General features: G+C 40.1%; 18 protein-coding genes and 1 riboswitch. Of the genes, 10 read left to right on the top strand and 8 right to left on the bottom strand.

What is annotated here, in order from left to right:
- Positions 1-44 precede the first annotated feature (44 nt).
- Both EO122_RS01055 and rbr read right to left on the bottom strand, forming a co-directional pair.
- On the bottom strand, positions 45-536 hold the full coding sequence (locus EO122_RS01055) for a hypothetical protein (RefSeq protein ID WP_127008990.1): 492 nt from the start codon (positions 534-536) through the stop codon (positions 45-47).
- 478 nt (positions 537-1014) lie between these two features.
- Complete coding sequence (gene rbr / locus EO122_RS01060; RefSeq protein WP_127008991.1) at positions 1015-1563, bottom strand: rubrerythrin; 549 nt, start codon at positions 1561-1563, stop codon at positions 1015-1017.
- 497 nt (positions 1564-2060) lie between these two features.
- Between rbr and EO122_RS01065 the strand changes: the two genes are divergently transcribed.
- From EO122_RS01065 to EO122_RS01080, 4 genes are all read left to right on the top strand, one after another.
- A complete protein-coding gene (locus EO122_RS01065; RefSeq protein ID WP_126937597.1) occupies positions 2061-2270 on the top strand; it encodes a DUF951 domain-containing protein in 210 nt (69 codons plus the stop codon).
- A 70-nt stretch (positions 2271-2340) separates the two neighbouring features.
- Positions 2341-3372: a selenide, water dikinase SelD gene (gene selD, locus EO122_RS01070; RefSeq protein ID WP_127008992.1), complete on the top strand. Its 1032-nt coding sequence runs from the start codon at positions 2341-2343 to the stop codon at positions 3370-3372.
- Positions 3362-4231: a sulfurtransferase-like selenium metabolism protein YedF gene (gene yedF, locus EO122_RS08420; RefSeq protein ID WP_127008993.1), complete on the top strand. Its 870-nt coding sequence runs from the start codon at positions 3362-3364 to the stop codon at positions 4229-4231. The genes selD and yedF overlap by 11 nt, the downstream gene beginning before the upstream one ends.
- Positions 4231-4503 (top strand): DUF3343 domain-containing protein, encoded by a 273-nt coding sequence (locus EO122_RS01080; RefSeq protein ID WP_127008994.1) that lies wholly within the window; start codon positions 4231-4233, stop codon positions 4501-4503. The genes yedF and EO122_RS01080 overlap by 1 nt, the downstream gene beginning before the upstream one ends.
- A gap of 74 nt (positions 4504-4577) precedes the next feature.
- On the opposite strand, the gene ychF is transcribed toward EO122_RS01080, so the two are convergent.
- The 4 genes from ychF to EO122_RS01100 form a co-directional block, all read right to left on the bottom strand.
- Positions 4578-5684: a redox-regulated ATPase YchF gene (gene ychF, locus EO122_RS01085; protein WP_127008995.1), complete on the bottom strand. Its 1107-nt coding sequence runs from the start codon at positions 5682-5684 to the stop codon at positions 4578-4580.
- 576 nt (positions 5685-6260) lie between these two features.
- Entirely contained in the window at positions 6261-7235 is a 975-nt protein-coding gene (locus EO122_RS01090; RefSeq protein ID WP_127008996.1) for a diaminopimelate dehydrogenase, read from the bottom strand.
- A 155-nt stretch (positions 7236-7390) separates the two neighbouring features.
- Positions 7391-8620 carry an LL-diaminopimelate aminotransferase gene (locus EO122_RS01095; RefSeq protein WP_127008997.1) on the bottom strand — a complete coding sequence of 410 codons (1230 nt, stop codon included), beginning with the start codon at positions 8618-8620 and terminating at the stop codon, positions 7391-7393.
- Between the two features lie 415 nt (positions 8621-9035).
- Positions 9036-10385: an MATE family efflux transporter gene (locus EO122_RS01100; protein WP_127008998.1), complete on the bottom strand. Its 1350-nt coding sequence runs from the start codon at positions 10383-10385 to the stop codon at positions 9036-9038.
- A gap of 279 nt (positions 10386-10664) precedes the next feature.
- On the opposite strand from EO122_RS01100, the gene EO122_RS01105 reads away from it, so the two are divergent.
- From EO122_RS01105 to EO122_RS01130, 6 genes are all read left to right on the top strand, one after another.
- Positions 10665-11471 (top strand): ADP-ribosylglycohydrolase family protein, encoded by an 807-nt coding sequence (locus EO122_RS01105; RefSeq protein ID WP_164725922.1) that lies wholly within the window; start codon positions 10665-10667, stop codon positions 11469-11471.
- Positions 11472-11896: 425 nt separating this feature from the next.
- Positions 11897-12067: riboswitch (cobalamin riboswitch) on the bottom strand.
- 330 nt (positions 12068-12397) lie between these two features.
- The gene (thrC, locus tag EO122_RS01110) at positions 12398-13897 is read left to right on the top strand and encodes a threonine synthase (RefSeq protein WP_127009000.1); all 1500 of its coding nucleotides are present in this window, start codon (positions 12398-12400) and stop codon (positions 13895-13897) included.
- A 7-nt stretch (positions 13898-13904) separates the two neighbouring features.
- On the top strand, positions 13905-14759 hold the full coding sequence (locus EO122_RS01115; protein WP_127009001.1) for a DMT family transporter: 855 nt from the start codon (positions 13905-13907) through the stop codon (positions 14757-14759).
- 23 nt (positions 14760-14782) lie between these two features.
- Positions 14783-16198, top strand: a complete 1416-nt coding sequence (gene gnd / locus EO122_RS01120; protein WP_127009002.1) for a decarboxylating NADP(+)-dependent phosphogluconate dehydrogenase — start codon at positions 14783-14785, stop codon at positions 16196-16198.
- A 165-nt stretch (positions 16199-16363) separates the two neighbouring features.
- Entirely contained in the window at positions 16364-17806 is a 1443-nt protein-coding gene (locus tag EO122_RS01125) for a hypothetical protein (RefSeq protein WP_127009003.1), read from the top strand.
- 70 nt (positions 17807-17876) lie between these two features.
- Positions 17877-18287 (top strand): hypothetical protein, encoded by a 411-nt coding sequence (locus tag EO122_RS01130; RefSeq protein WP_127009004.1) that lies wholly within the window; start codon positions 17877-17879, stop codon positions 18285-18287.
- 417 nt (positions 18288-18704) lie between these two features.
- Here the strand turns inward: EO122_RS01130 and EO122_RS01135 are convergent, their stop codons facing one another.
- Together EO122_RS01135 and EO122_RS01140 are read right to left on the bottom strand one after the other, a co-directional pair.
- The gene (locus EO122_RS01135; RefSeq protein ID WP_127009005.1) at positions 18705-19070 is read right to left on the bottom strand and encodes a hypothetical protein; all 366 of its coding nucleotides are present in this window, start codon (positions 19068-19070) and stop codon (positions 18705-18707) included.
- Between the two features lie 61 nt (positions 19071-19131).
- Positions 19132-19806, bottom strand: a complete 675-nt coding sequence (locus EO122_RS01140; protein ID WP_127009006.1) for a metal-dependent hydrolase — start codon at positions 19804-19806, stop codon at positions 19132-19134.
- Between the last annotated feature and the right edge of the window lie 41 nt (positions 19807-19847).

Below are 19847 nucleotides of genomic sequence, written 5' to 3' on the forward strand. Positions count from 1 at the left end.
AGGGGATAGTGTATATGCACGCTTAATGGGGCATATAGAGGAAATTACCAACGGTCAACACCTAAATGACGTTCCATGCGGCGCATCATACGAGCAAATGCATCATCCTCATCCTTTTTTTGATCTTTCTTTTCTTCTATCATAGGAAGGGTATTGCTTGTTGTGATGATAACAGTATCACCAAAGGTATGATAAGAATGACCGCCCACTCGTTTTGTTTGTGAATAACTTTCATCGTAGGAATAGGGATCGATTCGATCTTTGTGAAAGAAATCATCCTTATTATATTCACGAACACCTGCATTGTAGGCATCAATAGCAGCTCTTTTTTTAGTAATTAAAGATTGGATGATAGCATCTGTATCTGCCAAATAGTTTTCTAGATCTTTTTGGTACGCTTTCATATCTTCAGTGGACGCCATTTTGAAAGACATTGGCTTGTGGTCGCTTTGGAAATTTGGATAATTCATAGAGGAAGCAAATGCGGAAGAACCAATCGTCATAGCTAGTGTTGTTAATAGTAGTGCACGTTTCATAAGTGTCTCCTTCTCATCGTTCTGTGTATAAAATATAGGTAAGGGTGTAGTAATGTTCACAATTATCGTAGAGATATTTTAGAAACGATTACTTACAAGGTTCTGGTACATACTATTGTGATTAGTATTCATCTAAGAAAGTGGACCTTGTATCTAAAGTATATCCCACTAATATGAAGAGAAGATGATGAATACTAATAGATAGTTATATCACTATGTAGGTGATATTCATAAGTTTGCATAGATTAGTATGCAAAAAAGCGACTGTTTTCACAGTCGCTTTAGTATACCTATACTAGATCTAACCCACTTGGGAAATGATGATGTAACTTGACCCACTTGGGTAAACCTTATTACTACTTAGTATATTGCATATGTAAGATACTTATCTTTAGAACTACTTAGTTCCTATCGTTATTGCTGTGTATCACTTGATACAAATCTATAGAGCTTATCTAAGAAACCACTTGGTTATAGATTAGATAAGAGTTTCTCCATGTTGGGAGAAGAATGCTTGTGGATGAGCACATACTGGGCAAAGTTTTGGAGCTTCTTCGCCGATGTGGATGTAACCACAGTTAGCACAGATCCAAGCAACTGGTTGTTCACGTTTGAACACTGTACCACCTTCAACAGCTGTTACAAGGTCAAGGTAACGTTCTTCATGACGAGCTTCGATTACGCCAACTTGTTCGAATAAGTAAGCGATTTTAGCGAAACCTTCTTCTTTCGCAACTTTAGCGAATTCTGGGTACATTACAGTGTGTTCGTAGTGCTCGCCAGCAGCAGCATCTTTTAAGTTGATAGCTACGTCAGAGTTTACATCGCCACCATGTAACAATTTGAACCATACTTTAGCATGAGCGGATTCGTTGATTGCTGTTTCTTCGAAGTAATCAGCGATTTTGTTCATACCTGCTTTACGAGCTGCACTTGCGTAGTATGTATATTTACGATTAGCTTGAGATTCACCAGCGAATGCTGCTTGAAGATTTTTTTCTGTTTGTGTACCTTTTAATTCTGGCATTTTCTTTCCTCCATGTACTTTACATAGTTTTTAAAATAAATACTTATTTGTTTAACGGGAACAATCACTTGACTGATTCCCTATCGATTTCGTTACTTAACGAATAATCATTGTTGATTACATTATAGACTATGAAAATGAGAAATGCAAGTCTTTTTTTAGAAAAATTTAAAATTTTTTATAAATGATAAAATCTCTCAATCGGCTTAAATAAAGGGTTTATCAGTTGTTAATTCCCTAAAAATAATAGGGAATTTAACAAAATAGAAATTGAGAATCGAACTCATGATGCAAAAGAGAAATGATAATACATAGAAAAGGCTCTATATAAAGGGTTTCTATATAGGAAAGTGTAGTGTAACGATATGGTTTTGAAATAATAGACAAAATATTATAGGAATATTTGTCAATGTCTTGAGAGCTGTAGGATGACTGTAGAGAAATCTATTGTTAGATGGTATACTATATTCATACTACACAGAATAAAGGAGGATCCTATGGGATTTGTAAAATATCAGGTAGGTGACGTGGTACAAATGAAGAAGTCTCATCCCTGTGGAAGTACGAACTGGGAAATCAAACGAACTGGTGTTGATTTCGTGATTGTCTGCCAAGGATGTGGACATCAGGTGATGATACCTCGTCCAAAATTTGAAAAAAGTGTTAAAAAGATACTATCGAAAGTTGCGTCCAGTGATATAGAGTGAGATTGTATATACCGATTTAATAGGGCTGCAATGTATTGTAAGGGATATTGTGTATTTGGGAGGTGTGCGCATGGTAGATATGAGGACATATGCAACTAAGGGTGGATGTGCCTGTAAAATTGGTCCTCACATATTGGCTGATGTATTACAACATATTCAGATGCCTAGCCATCCTGCAGTAGTAACCAATGCTAGTGGGATGGAAGATGCAGGTGTATATCGTATTAGTGATACGCAGGCACTTGTGCAAACAGTAGATTTCTTTACACCTCCCGTAGGTGATCCGAGATTGTATGGTCGTGTGGCTGCTTGCAATGCACTTAGCGATGTATACGCCATGGGCGGAACACCGATTTCCGCATTAAATATAGTGGCTTTTCCTGTGGCTCTTGTGAAAGAAGGCATACTTTCAATGGTCTTAGAAGGTGCCAATGAGGTGTTAGAAGAGGCTGGAGTAGCTCTATTAGGTGGCCATAGTGTAGAAAATGAAGTGCCCCTCTTTGGGATGGCTGTGACAGGGCTCATGAATCCTCAGTCGATTTGGACGAATGCGGGGGCCCAAGTAGGTGATGTATTAATTATTACAAAGCCTATTGGAACAGGAATTATGAATACGGCAGATAAGGGTAATCTATTTCCTCAAGGTGCACAAGAGGCTATAGATAGCATGTGTACCTTAAATCGTATGGCGCGAGATGTGGCTGCAAGGTTTATGGTTCATAGCTGTACGGATATTACGGGCTTTAGTTTGTTAGGCCATATATCTGAAATGGCACGAGCTAGTGAAGTATCTATGGAGTTGTATGTAGAGGCATTACCTCTGTTCACAGATGTACAAGAGGCAGCTCGTATGGGATTAGTCCCTGCGGCAACGTATGGAAACCGTAAAGCCTTATCTAGTACGGTAGAGTTTGCTAGTGAGTTAGATACGGTGTGGAGTGATATTTGCTTTGACCCTCAAACATCGGGAGGGCTATTGTTTGCTTGTAGTGAGGATGAAGGAGAAAGGTTGCTTTCAGAATTACAGTTAGTAGGAATCAGGCACGCCGCCATCATAGGTCGTGTGAAGCAGAAGGAAAGGAAGTATATATATGTCAAATAAAGAAGTTATGTTAGATATGCGTGGAAAGGCGTGCCCAGAGCCAGTGATAGAAGCAAAAAAAGCGATGGATGCGGATGGCACTACCTATGTGAAAGTTTTAGTGGATAATGATGTAAGCCGCGATAATGTGGTGAAATTAGGGGAATATAGAGGATACGAGAATCATGTGCTGGAGCAAGAAGGTAATTATATCGTTGTCTTAATTCCCCCAACTGTTGTTACAGAGGAGTTGGCCACTGCTAGTGCTTTGAATATCCAAACCTCTAACGATCTAGATGACTTAGATTTGGAAGATATTTTCGAAAATGAATTTGCTGCGCCTCTGGGTAAGGTGATAACAAATACGACGATAGCAGGAGGAGATGCTCCTTTTTATATGACCAATGGGACAGGTAGTTTAGAGCGAAGCATTGCAGCCTATGAAAAAATGAAAGCAGAAAAAGCGGCTATGGGAGCACCTATCACACAAGAGATGGAGTCTCCTGAGGTGAAGATGTCAACACCAGTCATGCCGGCTCAAGGCGTAGGAGACAAAGTGTTACTCCTAACGAAAGATTACTTAGGAGAAGGCAGTGAAGAATTAGGCCACAACTTGATGAAATCTTTCCTCTATGTATTGACGGAAGCAGATGTAAAACCGAAGGCTATCTATTGCATTAATAGTGCCGTAAACATGCTCGTAACAGGATCGGACCATCTGGACAACTTGACAGCATTGGAAGCGGCTGGTGTAACAATCGCCGGCTGTGGTATTTGTTTAGATTTTTATGGCGTGAAAGATAAAGTACAAGTAGGGACGATTACGAATTTATATGCCATCACAGAAAGCTTACTGCAAGAACAAGTGGTTACGTTGTAATGAGTGTTATGAAAGTACTCATTCTATTTAGCTCTTACTACTTTGCAGATAAAGCCGATAAGGCTCTCGCTATTCATGGCGTCATTCATCAATTAATGCCTGTGCCACTAGAGCTATCTAGTGCCTGTGGACTTGCCATAGGCGTAGCAGAGTCGTATATGGAAGATGTGCTTAGAATATTTGAGGAACATAAAATAACCCCTTCTCATATGTATTACTATGAAAAGGGGAAAGAAATACTTCCATATGCACATGGATCATGTTCTATCTAGGGGATGCCCTAGAATTTGATGACTATTAAAAAAGCTAGGAATACTCCGCAGAGCATTCCTAGCTTTTTTCGTTGTTATACGTTGAAACGGAAATGAGTTACATCGCCGTCTTTCATTACATAGTCTTTACCTTCTAGGCGAACGAGACCTTTTTCTTTGGCCGCATTTTGACTGCCACAAGCTTCTAAATCGTCAAAAGATACAATCTCTGCACGGATGAAGCCTTTTTCGATATCAGAGTGGATTTTACCAGCTGCTTGAGGTGCTTTTGTGCCTTCTACAATAGTCCAAGCACGAGCTTCCATTTCACCAGCTGTGAAGTAGTTAATTAAACCTAATAAGGAATAACTAGCTTTGATTAATTTTGTTAAGCCACTTTCCTCTAAACCAAGATCAGCTAAGAAAGCTGTGGCTTCTTCGTCGGATAATTCTGCAATTTCAGATTCGATGCGAGCAGATACAACCACAACACCAGACCCTTCTTTGGCTGCATACTCTTCTACTTGTTTGACAAATTCATTGCCAGAGTAGTCGGATACTTCATCTTCGCCCACATTGGCTACGTATAAAGATTTTTTTGCTGTTAATAAGGTTAAGTCTTTTAAGATGTCTAATTCATCTTCAGTTAAGCCTTGGGCGCGAACAGGGATTGCATCACCTAATGCAGCAGATACTTTTTCTAAAATAGGTGCTTCAATACGAGCATCTTTGTCGCCGGATTTTGCCAGTTTTGCAATACGTTGTAAGCGTTTGTCTACGCTTTCAAGGTCGGCTAAACATAATTCAGTATTGATGATTTCAATATCACGAACAGGATCTACAGAACCCGCCACATGTGTGATATTAGGGTCATCGAAACAACGGATGACTTGTGCGATGGCATCAACTTGGCGGATGTGGCTTAAGAATTTGTTGCCCAATCCTTCCCCTTTGGAAGCGCCAGCCACAAGGCCAGCGATATCTACGAAGCGCATAGCAGCAGGCAAGATGCGTTTGGATCCGAACATCTCAGCTAATACAGCTAAACGAGCGTCTGGTACGTCTACCACGCCTACATTTGGTTCGATGGTACAGAATGGGTAGTTTGCAGCTTCTGCACCGGCTTTTGTAATAGCGTTAAATAATGTACTTTTTCCTACGTTTGGAAGGCCTACAATGCCTACTTCTAAATTTGTGCTCATGGTATCTCCTTTTATATCTTGTATAGCCCTAAAGCGATAGTATAGTGTGTCACACACTTAATATGTCATGTGAAAGCCCATATGGGGCTGAGTCAGCAAGTGCTAGTTGTGTGTACTTGTCTAGACAGGTAGCTTTCATTTATGGATAAACGGTATAAAACGCACCTATGAGATAGGTGCGTTACGCTTGTCTATGCCAATATTATAACTAATATTGTAAAAGTTGGCAAATGTCACTTGAGGCACAATGAAAATCTTGTGGCGTTCTATACGCTAGTTAGCAAAGGAGAGTCCACGGCATATTCCTTCACAAACGGTATTGCATAATGTTTGTTCAGGAACATACCGTGGACTCTAAGCGTTTGTTAATTTTGGAAAAAAGAACGCCAATAGATGTATATTCTACCACTGCGTTCTAGGGGGAGGGGGAACATACCGTGGACTCTAAGCGTTTGTTAATTTTGACAAAAGAACGTCAATAGATGTATATGGTGCCACTGCGTTCTAGGAAAATGGGGCTGGGGTAGATGAAAAGCACAGATTTGTGGTCTGTGCTTTTTGTATGTGTCATATATCTTATAGATAATGTGCCCGTAATTCTTCAGCAGATTTAGGAGACAACCAAGCTGGTGCGATGTCGAATACTGTGAAAGCACCACGGCCACCATGTGCTGCTAAGCGATGTACGCCACGAGCGAAGGCTACTAATACAGCACCAGTAAATTCAGGGTTAGAATCTAATTGTAAACCGAATTCGTAGATGTGTTTTGTACCTGTTGTCGTTTCGCCGCTGCGGATCACAAGACCACCATGTGGGATGCCTTTGTGGTTCGCATCTAATTCTTCTTGGGAAATGAAAGTTACTGTTGTTTCGTAGCCAACGAAGTAGTTAGGCATAGTTTTGATTTCATTTTCGATACGAGCTGCATCAGCGCCTTCTTCCAACACTACATAGCATTCGCGAAGGTGAGAAGAAGTAGCTGTCACTTCAGGTGTTTCACCATTGCGGATAGCAGAGATAATCTCTTGTTTAGGCACAGTGTATTGACGAGCATCTGCTACGCCTTCGATGCGGCGGATTGCATCGGAATGACCTTGGGATACGCCACGGCCCCAGAATGTGTAGGAATCGCCTTGTGGTAAGATGCTTTCAGCGTACACACGTTGCAAGGAGAACATGCCTGGGTCCCATCCACAAGAGATAAGAGCCGCAGTACCAGCCTCTTGTGCTACTTTACGAACGTTTTCGAAATGCTCAGGGATACGAGCGTGTGTATCGAAGCTGTCGATCACATTGAAATGGGCTGCAATAGCTGGAGTTTGATCGATTAGGTCTGTGGCACTGCCACCGCATAATACCATTACGTCAATTTTGCCTTTGAAAGATTCTACTTCTTCCATTGTGTAGCTAGGTACGCCGCTAACAGTTTGTAAACCAGAACGGCGAGAGAATACACCTACCAATTCCATATCTGGTTGTAATGCTACAGCCGCTTCTACACCGCGACCAAGGTTGCCGTATCCAACGATACCAATACGAATGTTGCTCATTGTTACTTCCTTTCGTGAAAGTTGATACTTTCATTAATATTAAATACTATCGAACTGTAATAGGAGATTACAGTATATGATGAAATGAGGGACTGTGCCCGTTGTTTTCGCATGTATCATTATAGCGAAAAATTCCCATAGAGGAAAGAGGAATATTAAAATTGTAGTGTTTTAATACGATCGACTGCACGAATTGTATTTTCTCGGCTACTGAATGCAGTGAGACGTAGATAGCCTTCGCCTTCAGGACCAAAACCAGAACCAGGAGTGCTTACAATATGTACCTTTTCTAATAGGGTGTCGAATAAGTCCCAGCTAGTCATGCCTTTTGGTGCTTGAATCCAAATGTATGGAGCATCAACACCACCAAATACAGTTAGACCAATAGCTTCTAAGCCTTCACGGATGATGCGAGCGTTTTCCATGTAGTAAGCGATGTGTTCTTTAATTTGTGCACGACCTTCTGGTGTGTAAACAGCAGCAGCACCACGTTGAATGATGTAAGGAACACCATTGAATTTTGTGGTCTGGCGACGATTCCACATTGGGTTCAGAGGAACACGCTTCCCTTTTGCGTTCTTGGCAGTTACTTCATGAGGAACTACAGTGTAGGCGCAACGAGTACCAGTGAAACCTGCCGTTTTAGAGAAAGAACGGAATTCGATGGCCACTTCACGAGCGCCTTCGATTTCATAAATAGAACGAACTGTATCTGTGGATGTGATGAAAGCTTCATAAGCGGAGTCGAACATTAAGATCGCTTCGTTATCTTTGCACCATTGTACCCATTCTGCTAAGCGAGCACGGCTTAATACGGTGCCAGTTGGGTTGTTAGGGCAGCAAAGGTAGACGATGTCTACTCGCTCTTTTGGAAATGCAGGAGAGAAGTTATTCTCTGCATTTGTTGGTAGGTATACTACTTTTTCATAAATGCCGTCGATAGCTTTGCCAGTGCGGCCACCCATAACATTAGAGTCAAGGTATACTGGGTACACAGGGTCAGTAATAGCGATGATGTTGTTTTCAGAGAAAATTTCCTGGATGTTGCCCACGTCAGACTTAGCTCCGTCGGACACGAATATTTCATCCGGTTGGATTGTAATACCTAATGGTGCATAATCTCCTTCCGCGATGGCATTGCGCAAGAAATCATAACCTTGTTCAGGACCATAGCCTCGGAATGTATCGGCAGAACCCATTTCTTCCACGGCGGCATGCATAGCTTCGATGACAGCTGGCACAAGGGGGCGTGTCACATCACCTATACCAAGACGAATGATGTCTGCTTCAGGGTGACTTTCTTTGAAAGCTTCTACTTTACGAGCAATATTAGCGAATAAATAAGAACCTTGTAGGTTTTCATAATTTGGATTTACAGTAGCCATAAGAGCTCCTTCTGTTACAAAATAATAAAGATACATGTATATAAAGACATCGAAGCGGTATGTATATTTTAGCATAATAGATATGTGTATATGCCGTGAGTTGCATATGCAGACACGCAAGACGAGGAACATTTATATATAGAGGTAATAATAATTAATGAATATAAAAGGGCATTGAATAGATCCCTTAAATTACATTTCTATATTCTATAGTATTTGCAAAGATATGTCAAAAGCAAAATGGAGGTATAGTATGCAGTTATACTAGTAAATTCACTTATAGCGGTTTCGGTTGGTACCATATGTTTTGTACCAATGGTTGTGTCTAATTACCTGTGTATGTCGTTATCACATAAAAACGAGGCTGTTCATGGAACGCCTCGTCATTTAAAGGGTTAAGTTTTAATTAATGATTTTAGAATAACATGTTCCGTACATTGCGCTGGACTTTACGTAATCGATACATATAGCAGAGTGCAGCCGAAGACGTACTTGATAATAATCCAATCCAAACGGAGTAAGGCCCGAAGTCTGTGAATAGGTAGCAAAGGTATGCAACGGGTACGGTCACGCCCCAATAAGTGCCGATGGTAATAATAGAAACGCTAGTTACATCACGATAGGCTCGGAGAACCCCTTGTAAAGGTGTGCCTACAGCATCGATAATCGTGAAAAATACGGCGTAAGAAATGAAACTTTCAATAAGTGGAATCATATGATTTTCCTTGGTATATAGGCTGGCTAAGAAGTCGATATGAGTGAAAGAATAGGTTCCAATGCAAAGTGCTATGAAAGCTGCTACACCACGAGTAATCCATGTGTAAGTAATAGCATTTTGATATCGTTTAGCCCCTAATTCATAAGCGATGACAATGGTAGAGGCCATACTTAAGCTGAGGGGGAAAGAAAATGTTAATCCAAGGAAACTAGACGCTGCTTGATGGGCAGCTATAATTTCTGTGCCGAATTTAGTCATAGCAATCCCAGCAGCACTAAAAATACTGATCTCTGCAAAGATAGAGAGGCCAATAGGAATCCCTAGAGCTAATTGATCTCGAATGAGTATCCAACTAGGACCGGTGAAAGATGACCAAAACTGATATTGTTTGAAGTGTTTGTGGAATGTAATGAGCCAGAGAAAACATAGCATCATATACCAATAGGCGATGGCCGTTGAAATACCGGCACCAAAGCCCCCCAGAGCGGGGATGGGGCCATAACCTTGTATGAATAGTACATTGAAAATAGACTGAAATAACACACTACTGCCAATGATGTATAAAGAGTAGCGAGTATTTCCGTGAGCGTCGACAATGTAGCGGAATCCAGACATGATCATCATAGCTGGAAAGGCTACACACATAGCATTCATATATTGGGTGCAAACAGATTTTGCCGCCGGTTCTAATCCCAATAGATCTAACAAAGGAGATAAACCAAGTAGGGTGGTAAGTATGAGAACTGTTGCAAATGCAAGCCCTAAATAGATATTTTGCCACATGGTAGCAGCTACCGATTCAGTTTTTTTTGCCCCTAAGGCATGAGAAATAATGGGGGTCACACCAAGGAGAATTCCTGACAGACCAAAAAAAGCGGCGACCCATAAGTTGTACCCCACACCAATAGCTGCTAAATCTATGGTACTGTATTGCCCCGTTAATGTGACCGCTATAAAACTACCAACAATGATAGAAAATTGTGTAGCAATGACGGGGGCAGCTACAAGTAGGAAATGTTTAATCATAGAAAATAAAGATGTAGACATACTACCTCCCAAAACAAACTTACATAGTGTATTATACTAGTAACCATACATTTTAAACTTACATTTATAACATTTAATTATATCATTATAATAGATAATTGTCTATAGGATTAGAGGGTTATTGTCTCTTAAAGGGACATGGTGTATAATGGTAACAATTCAGTTATATCAATAGATATAGCGTAGTATGTTGCATGAAAAATATAGAAGTATATAATTTTTGCATACATCTATGTTTTTATCGCAAATATTATGGTGGAGACACCAGAAAGGAGTTCTATGTTAGGAGCAATTATTGGAGATATGGCGGGTTCAATCTATGAGTTCGATAATATCAAATGTCGAGAGTTTGAGTTTTTATCAGACCGCTGTGAGCCTACAGATGATTCAATTTTAACATGTGCTATTGCACGGGCTTTAATTGATGTAAAAGGAAGGGGGACACAGTTACAGCGAGCTACAGTCTATCGTATGAAAGAATATTTTCTTTCTAATCCATTACCGATGGGAGGGTTTGGAGCTAAATATTTTCAGTGGGGATTATCTGATGTGACAGAACCCTATGGTAGTTGGGGTAATGGGGCGGCTATGCGTATAAGTCCTGTAGCATATGTGGCAAATACAGAAGAAGAGGTCAAGTTACTGAACCGTATTGTCACAGGTACGACCCACAATGATCCGGAAGGATTAAAAGGGGGAGAAGTGACGGCGTTAGCTGTGTTCAAAGCACTGCATGGAGCTACGAAAGAGGAAATCCAAAAGATGGTAAAATCATACTACCCTGGCGAGTACAGCGTGGAAGAACTGCACAAGACGTATAGGTTTGAGCCAAGTTGTCAAAAAACTGTGCCAGAAGGAATGCAATGTTTCTTTGAAAGTGAAGATTATGAATCGGCTATCCGTAATGTGATGTACATCGGCGGTGATTGCGATACATTAGGCGCCATTGTCGGTGCTGTGGCAGGAGCATACTATGGAATCCCAGAATGGATACAAGAAAAAGCCTTATCCATGATACCCGACTACATGGTGGAAGATTATAATGATTTCAAAGCTATGTATATGAACAAAGAAAAAACCCTCTAGAGCTAGCGCTGGACACGCATACTGCCTTTGAGGGTATGATACAAGGGGCCGGAATCCCCTATGCAATTGTATTGTACCATGTGAAAGGCAATGACGATAGAGAAAAAACAAAATATGATAAAAATATTGGGGACTGCTCTTGTGCGAGTAGTCCCCATATTTATTGTTGACGCAAAAAAAAAGAACCTGCCCACAGGCAGGTTCTTTTTAGGATGATGATGTACGCCCATACAAAATCATGACAACTATATCAACACTTTGAGTGCTAATACCATAATGGTAAGTTCACTTGGCCATGATAAGGTGATCATCAATATGTGACGTATCCCATATAACGCATATCGTAGTAATAAAAAATCCTTTTTCTTGTATTTTGGAGTATCAGAAAAAGGCCTTTGATTCTCCTCCCTATCTCTCGTAGGTCAAGTGGTGAATGATGAATAGGCAGTTCTCCTGACTCAGCTTCAACGCTCCTCCAGCCTTCCCAGTTTCCCAGTGACATAAATTGGATTTGCTCTGCTTTACAGTGGCGGGACCGTGCCAGACTTTAACTGGCTTCTCTATTATGCTTTCGCACCTATTCCCGAATGTTTGATTGTATGTGTGTATTGTACTCTTTTGTTTTTTCTATGTCAAGAACAAGATGAAAGCATATGCTTATTTTGTAAGAACAGAAGTAAATATGTGATATTTATTACAAAAAGTAATACGTGGAATAGTGTTATATGGTCAAGCGTATTCTTATGTATCATTGTACAATACTTTCATAGAATTGAATACTGATTTATATGTATGAAAGATGAAAGGTGTCGCAACAGAATTGTCCAAGATTGGAATACGCCTTTTCTTGCTAAATGGATAGCATTAATTTATAATAAACGGTAACGATATAATGTGTAGTACAATGAAATATAAAGGATGATAAGATGAAGTATACAAGTACGCGTAGTCATGAAACGGTGAGTGAAACCTTTGCGTTGCTCCATGGATTGGCAAGTGATGGCGGTTTATATGTGCCGGCAGAGTTTCCGGAACAATGTTTGTCCTACCGCGATGTGGCAGACAAAAGTTATGAAGAAATTGCACTGGTGGTGTTGAGTAAATTATTTACTACTTTCACAGAAGCAGAATTAGAAACCATGATTCGCAGTGCTTACAATACAGTGAACTTTGATACGCCGGACATGGCGCCTATGCACTCTTTGTTGGAACGAGTGTCTGTGTTGGAGTTGTTCCACGGTCGTACTCAAGCCTTTAAAGATATGGCATTATCCTTGTTCCCATACTTGTTGGTGGCAGCAAAGGAAGCGGAAAAAGAAACGAAAGAAGTATTGATCTTGACGGCTACCTCTGGTGATACTGGAAAAGCCGCTTTAGAAGGCTTTAAAGATGTGCCAGGAACGCACATTCAAGTGTTCTTCCCTACAGACGGCGTTAGCCCAATGCAACAAGAACAAATGCAAAAGCAAGAAGGGGCGAATGTCAATGTAACAGCCATCGAAGGCAACTTTGATGATGCGCAACAATTCTTGAAACGTCTCTTTGTGGATGCTGATGTAGCGAAGGAAGTAGCAGACAAAGGTGTGAAATTCTCCTCTGCTAACTCTATTAATATAGGTCGTTTAGCACCACAAGTGGTGTATTATGTAGCGGCCTATGCGGAGTTAGTGAATACAGGAGCTATCCATGAAGATGAAGCGTTCAATGTAGTGGTACCAACAGGTAACTTCGGTAATATTTTGGCGGCTTACTATGCAAAACGCATGGGTATTCCCGTGGGTAAATTAATTTGCGCATCGAACCAAAATAATGTGCTCGCAGACTTCTTCAGCACTGGTACATACGATATGAATCGCCCATTTTATACGACCATCTCTCCATCCATGGATATTTTAGAAAGTTCTAACTTTGAACGCTTCATCTATTATGTGAGCGGTGAAAATGCAGAATTGACAGCACAGCGCATGAAAGCGTTGAAAGCAGAGAGCAAATTCTCTGTCACTCCAGAAGAACTACAAGCGGTGCAAAAAGAATTTGCCGGCGCTTATGTAGATGATGATATGACGAAAGCAGTTATCGAGCAAGTATACAACTCCTATGGCTATGTGATGGATCCTCACACTGCGGTGGCGATGGGTGCTTACATGAAAGAATTGGAAGCCCATCCAGAAGATGGTCATCGTCATACAGTGATTGCCTCCACGGCGCATCCTTTCAAATTCCCAACACCAATTTGTGAAGCTTTGGATATCAAAGTAGGTTCGACTCCTTATGAAAGTTTAGACAATATTTCGGCTGTGACAGGCGTGGGGTGCCCAAAACAATTGGCAGAGTTACAACATAAGCCATTGCGTTTCACTAAGGTGATTCCGAAAGAATCTATGAAAGAAGAAATTCTATCCTTTGTGGATACGTTCAAACAATAGGTGACTTATGGTACAAGCATTTTTCTTTTCCCTTATGTCATCCTTTGCATTTAGTATCATGAATTTATTCGTGAAACTTTTAGGCGATGGTATGCCTGCGGCAGAGGTGACATTTTTCAGAGGGCTTATAGGAACAATTGCCGTACTCATAGTGATGCGACAAAAAGGAATTTCCTTTTCCACAGAACATCGAGGACTATTAACCTTGCGAGGTATCTTCGGTGGACTAGGAAATTTGAGTAATTTCATTGCCTTGGTGTATATGTCCATGGCAGATGCGTCTATCTTATTCCAACTGTCTGGCATATTCGTGCTGATTTTCAGCAATATTGTATTGAAAGAAAAATTGCCTAATGGATCTGCTAAATGGCTTGGGTTAATTTTCATAGCCGTTGTGTATATGATTCAACCCTGGAATTTATCGGGATTGCATTGGTATTCTTTCATTGCCATTGCAGGAGCAGCCTTATCGGCAGCGGCCTATACAACGATTCGCACCATTAGCTTGAAAGGTGGACATAGTTCCTATGAAATCATGTTCTATTTCTTGGTGACCACCATGCTAGTAGGGGGAATCGTGATGATACCAGATTTTGTGTGGCCTAACGCAACGCAAGCGCTCTATTTAGGGATTATTGGTGCCATTTCCGTAGTGGCACAGTTCTTCTTGACTGGCGCATTTGTAGCAACGAATGCGGTGGTGGCACAATTTATGCAATATGTAGGAGTATTCTTTAACTCCTTCTGGGGATTTATCGTCTTCGGAGAAAACCTAGCTTTGGCAACCGTCATTGCAGGTATTATTATGTTTAGTTCATCAGTGATGTTGGCTCGTTTGAAAGAACAAGCTCGCGCACAGTAGTCAATCAAGAAAGAGGTATGACGATGAGTGAAAAATTATATCAATTTGGTCTAGTCGGTTTGGCTGTTATGGGACAAAACTTGGCCCGTAATATTGCCCGTCATGGATTCAGCATTGCAGTGTACAACCGTACACCACAAAAAACAGATGAGTTTGTAGCCAACTACAGCCACGAAGGAACAATCGGCGGAGCACATACTCCAGAAGAGTTTGTAGCGATGTTAGAAAAACCTCGTAAAATCATGTTCTTGGTGAAAGCAGGCCAACCTGTGGACGACATGATTGAAGCCTTCTTGCCATATTTAGACCAAGGCGATACATTAATCGACGGTGGTAACTCTCATTACCCAGATACAATTCGTCGCACAAAATACTTAGAATCCAAAGGTTTCCGTTTCCTAGGGGTAGGCGTATCTGGCGGTGAAGAAGGTGCTTTGAATGGCCCAAGCTTGATGCCAGGTGGCAACGAAGCATCTTATAACGAATTGGCTCCTATCTTTACATCCATTGCAGCCCAAGTGGCAGACGGCCCTTGTTGCACATATGTAGGCGATGACGGTGCTGGCCATTATGTAAAAATGGTGCACAACGGCATCGAATACGGTGATATGCAATTGATTTCCGAAGCATACTTCATGATGAAAGAGTTACTTCGCATGAGCGATGATGAAATCGGCGACGTATTTGCGAAATGGAACACAGGATTATTAGATTCTTATCTCATCGAAATCACTGCTAAAATCATGAAAGTAAAAGATACTGATGGAACTCCATTAGTAGAAAAAATCTTGGACAAAGCAGGTCAAAAAGGTACTGGCAAATGGACTAGCCAAGAAGGGTTAGACCTTGGTGTGCCAATTCCAACCATTGCAGAAGCGGTATTTGCTCGTGCTATGTCTGCCTACAAATCTGAACGTGTCTTGGCAGAACCAGTGTTAGCAGGTCCAACAGAAGTCTTTGAAGGTGATAAAGAAGCCTTAGTAGAAGCTATTCATTCTGCCTTATATGCATCTAAAATCTGTTCCTATGCACAAGGCTTTGCATTGATTAAAGCAGCAGCGAAAGAATATAACTGGAATATTAACTTCGGCAATATGGCGTTATTATGGCGTGGTGGTTGCATTATCCGTGCAGCATTCTTAGAAGACATCAAAAAAGCTTTCACGAATAATCCGGATTTGAACAACTTGATGTTGGATCCATTCTTCGCAGAAGCATTGCAAACACACCAAGCAAAATGGCGTGAAGCGATCATTGCAGCGAAACGTTACGGTATCCCAACACCTGCATTTAGCGCATCCTTAGATTACTTCGACTCCTATCGTCGTGGCGTATTGCCAGCAAACCTAATCCAAGGACAACGTGATTTCTTCGGTGCTCATACCTACGAACGCACAGACAAAGAAGGTACATTCCATACAGAATGGACAGAAGCGTAAAACATATATAAATATGTCCATATAACTACGATATCTATTGGTATATTAGTAGTTGGATTTTGATAAGATATGTATATAACAAAAGTCCCTAGGAGTTACCTGGGGATTTTGTTATATATGGTAGGGTATACTTAAAAATTAGGTGACTTTAAGGAGTTAGAGCATATGAAGCATATGAGAGTGTTATTTACAACTGTTATAGTACTATTTATGATGGTTGTTTCAGGGTGTGTGAAAACAGAGACGGGAACCACGATTCATACAGATGGTAGTATTACTAACCGGATTAATATGCAGTTATTGCCAGTCATGGAAAAACTTAATCTAAAAGGCTTTTCACAAGACATTGAACAAGAGTTCCAAAAGCGAGGATATGTAACGCATCGTATTGAAAATGGTGTAGAAGGCTCTAAAAATTATTCTTCTATACAGGAAGCTGTAGCAAGTGGAGAAGCTATTTTCAATCCACCAAATAGATTTGGTGGGGTTCGTTATAAATCAGGATGGTTATATGATGTGTACGATCTTGATTTATCTATAAAGGCAGATTTCGATAGTCAGACTGATGCTTATGCAAAAGAAATTATTGATCAAATGGAGGTCACGTATCATTTAGATATTCCTAATGCAGTGCTTACGACAAATGCTGATACGGTTAGCAAAGATAGACGCTCCTTGACATGGGATATCAAGAAAGCTTATACACGTGGTGAAGGAGTGCCTATTAAAGCGACGTTTAAGGTGTATCATCCAATGGGGATTGCCATGTTTGTTGGAACTATAATAGTTTTATTCGTAGTATCAATTATATTATTGGTACAGATTAAAAATAAACAAAATATATCTGAGGCGTATATTAAAAAAGTTCGTATTTTCGCTGGCGTGATGATGACGGTGGGAGCAATACTATTTTTGTTTGTATTTACTAAATTTTTGCTTCCTCCTCATCTCAGTGAGCAGGATAAGGTAACTAAAGAATCGATCCGAGAGTTGAAAGGTAGTAGTTGGAATTTAGTAAAACAAATTCCTGAAGAAAAAACTCCTGAAGAAAAAACTCAAATAAAGCTTGATGAATTTGCGAAACGATATAAATGGAAAACTCTTGGAAAATTATTGGCTACAAGTGAACATGATGATGCAGGATTTACAGCTTTAGTAGAACAAGATGGGGAAAAAGTTATTGCCGTTTATAGTAAAGAACTGGATGAACTGGCTTTAATACGTAATGCTAGTCCTAAAACAGATGTCTTGAAACAATTTTTTATTCCCTCTAAATATGGAGCAGGTAGCCATAAACCATATGAACCGTTAGGTATTTTGTTGCAACGAATTGGTAAGCATCCAAAGGATATTACTGATACAAATGTATTACTTGGAGGGTTTGAAGGAACAGGCTTTTCGGCAAATATAGTTGTTTTATATGGTATCTCTACGGAGACTAAGAATATTCATAAATCGGGTTATTACTATGGGTTTATAAGACACGTTAGTGAATTTACACTTCCTAAATATGAAGTTAGAGATAAAGGAAATGTATTGTTAATTGATATTATGTTAGATCATGCGGAATCTTTGGTCAAAGATGCAGAACACAAGGGGCTGATGTAATATATACTTTGTAACTGCTTTGATAATCGAGTTGCGAAAGGCTTTATGTTATCTTCGAAAGGAGAATATCGTGAAATTATTATGCAAGATGCTGTTTTGTGCCTTATTAGGGGTTATATGGTTTAATGTAATGCATGTGGATGCACATTATTTGGATGAAGAACTGAATTATCGTCTAGTATTGGCAGAAACTATAGAAAGAACATATATTGATGTATCATCTGTGCATCCCTTTGTTGATGAACATGGTGATAAGGGATTTACAGTTACAGCGATCACAAAGTTTTATGGGAATGTAGAAGAAAAGGTGCATGCTTTTTCCGTAGCTTCAGATGGTACAGTGTACTATAAATATATGAATAGAGGCGACTGGAAATCTTTTATGTTCATACTAGATTCCCGAAATGTTGTGAGCAATAGTCTTGCACAAATATTTTTCAATGGCTATCAATTAGCTTATGGAAAAGAGTATAGAAGATAAGTGAGTTTCTTCTAGGTAAGGCAATCAGGATATCGTTGGAATATTGATGATCTAAATGCATGTTGCTTGCATGGTTAACATGTGTAGCATTATATTTGACGTCTAGAATAGTCAATCTTCGTGATAATAAAAAAGGGCTGTACCGGAGTGTAGTTGTATTACACTTTTGGTACAGTCCTTTTTATATGCTTTTTAGCATGTAAAGTGCTTTTATTGATAAAGTTCTTAGGCTCTATAATATTAAAGTATTAAAGAGAATAAGTTATGGCTTGTGCTATTTTGAACGATTTAGAGTTTATATACCTTTATTAAGCAAAAAGAATAGCACCAGCTATTTAGATAGCTAGTGCTACGAACTTTTTATGAGCAGTCCTCACATTTGACAGAGAACCAGTTTTTAAGAGTGTAATTAACACCTTATACGTAATTAAAAGCTAATTGTAAAATTTTGTCTGCTAGGCTATTTGGCCATACTAAACTCATAGTTCTAGAATTTGGTCCTACTTCGTAGCGCCAGTGGTTAGGTCCCAGACTCACAAAATGCCAGTTTTCAATTCCGATGATGCGACCGTTGACTACAACTTTTATACGACAACGTAGGCCTAATAAATCAGGACTCCAATTAATAGATTCAGTCATGACATAGCAATCGTTACGTTCTCCAGAACGTTCGTTTGTAAACGAATACACCCATGTATCTGCAGCATTCGCTTCCATAGGAGTTGCTATAAACATAAATCCAAATAGACAGACCATGGCTAACAACATACGACGTAGTTTCATAAGATGATCTCCTTTGTGTGTTAATGTATATGAGTATTGATACGTTTTGCCTATGAGACGTTTATAACTCAATCGTTTCTCCAGGGTCTACGACAAGTCCCGCTTGTTTATGTTTCGCTTCTAATAGAGCTACGAAGGTAGCAGGTTCTTTATCGATGACAGGCCATGTTTTGTAATGGATTGGAATGGTAGTATTGGCTTGTATCCAAGATGCAGCTGTGACAGCATCCTCCACACCCATTGTGAAGTTATCTCCGATTGGCAATAAAGCATAATCGATATCACCGTGGCGATTGATTAATTTCATATCGCTAAATAGTGCTGTATCCCCTGCGAAGTAAATGCGTTTACCAAAGAATTCAATGATCACACCTGTTGCATGTCCACCAGGTACACCGGAACCGTGGAAGGCTGGTGTTAATCGGATAGAACCAAATGGAAAGTCGAACTTTCCACCTAGATGCATGGCGTGTGTACGAGCGCCTGCGGAAGCTGCCTTACCTGCTACCTCAGCTGTGGAGATAACGAGTGCATCGTTTTTCTTGGCAATTGTATCTGTATCGCCATAATGATCATCATGACCATGGGACACAAAGATATATTGGCATTGTATATCTTCTGCTTTGGCCATATCCCAAGTATTGCCTGTGAAAAATGGGTCACATACTAGTGTTACATCACCATTAGTGAGTGAAAATGTAGCGTGACCATAATACGTTAAACTTACTTTACTCATACGAATCCCTCCCTCTCTGTATGGTACTTTGATTATATCAT

The sequence above is a fragment of the Veillonella sp. CHU110 genome (assembly GCF_003992255.1).
Classification (GTDB): domain Bacteria; phylum Bacillota; class Negativicutes; order Veillonellales; family Veillonellaceae; genus F0422.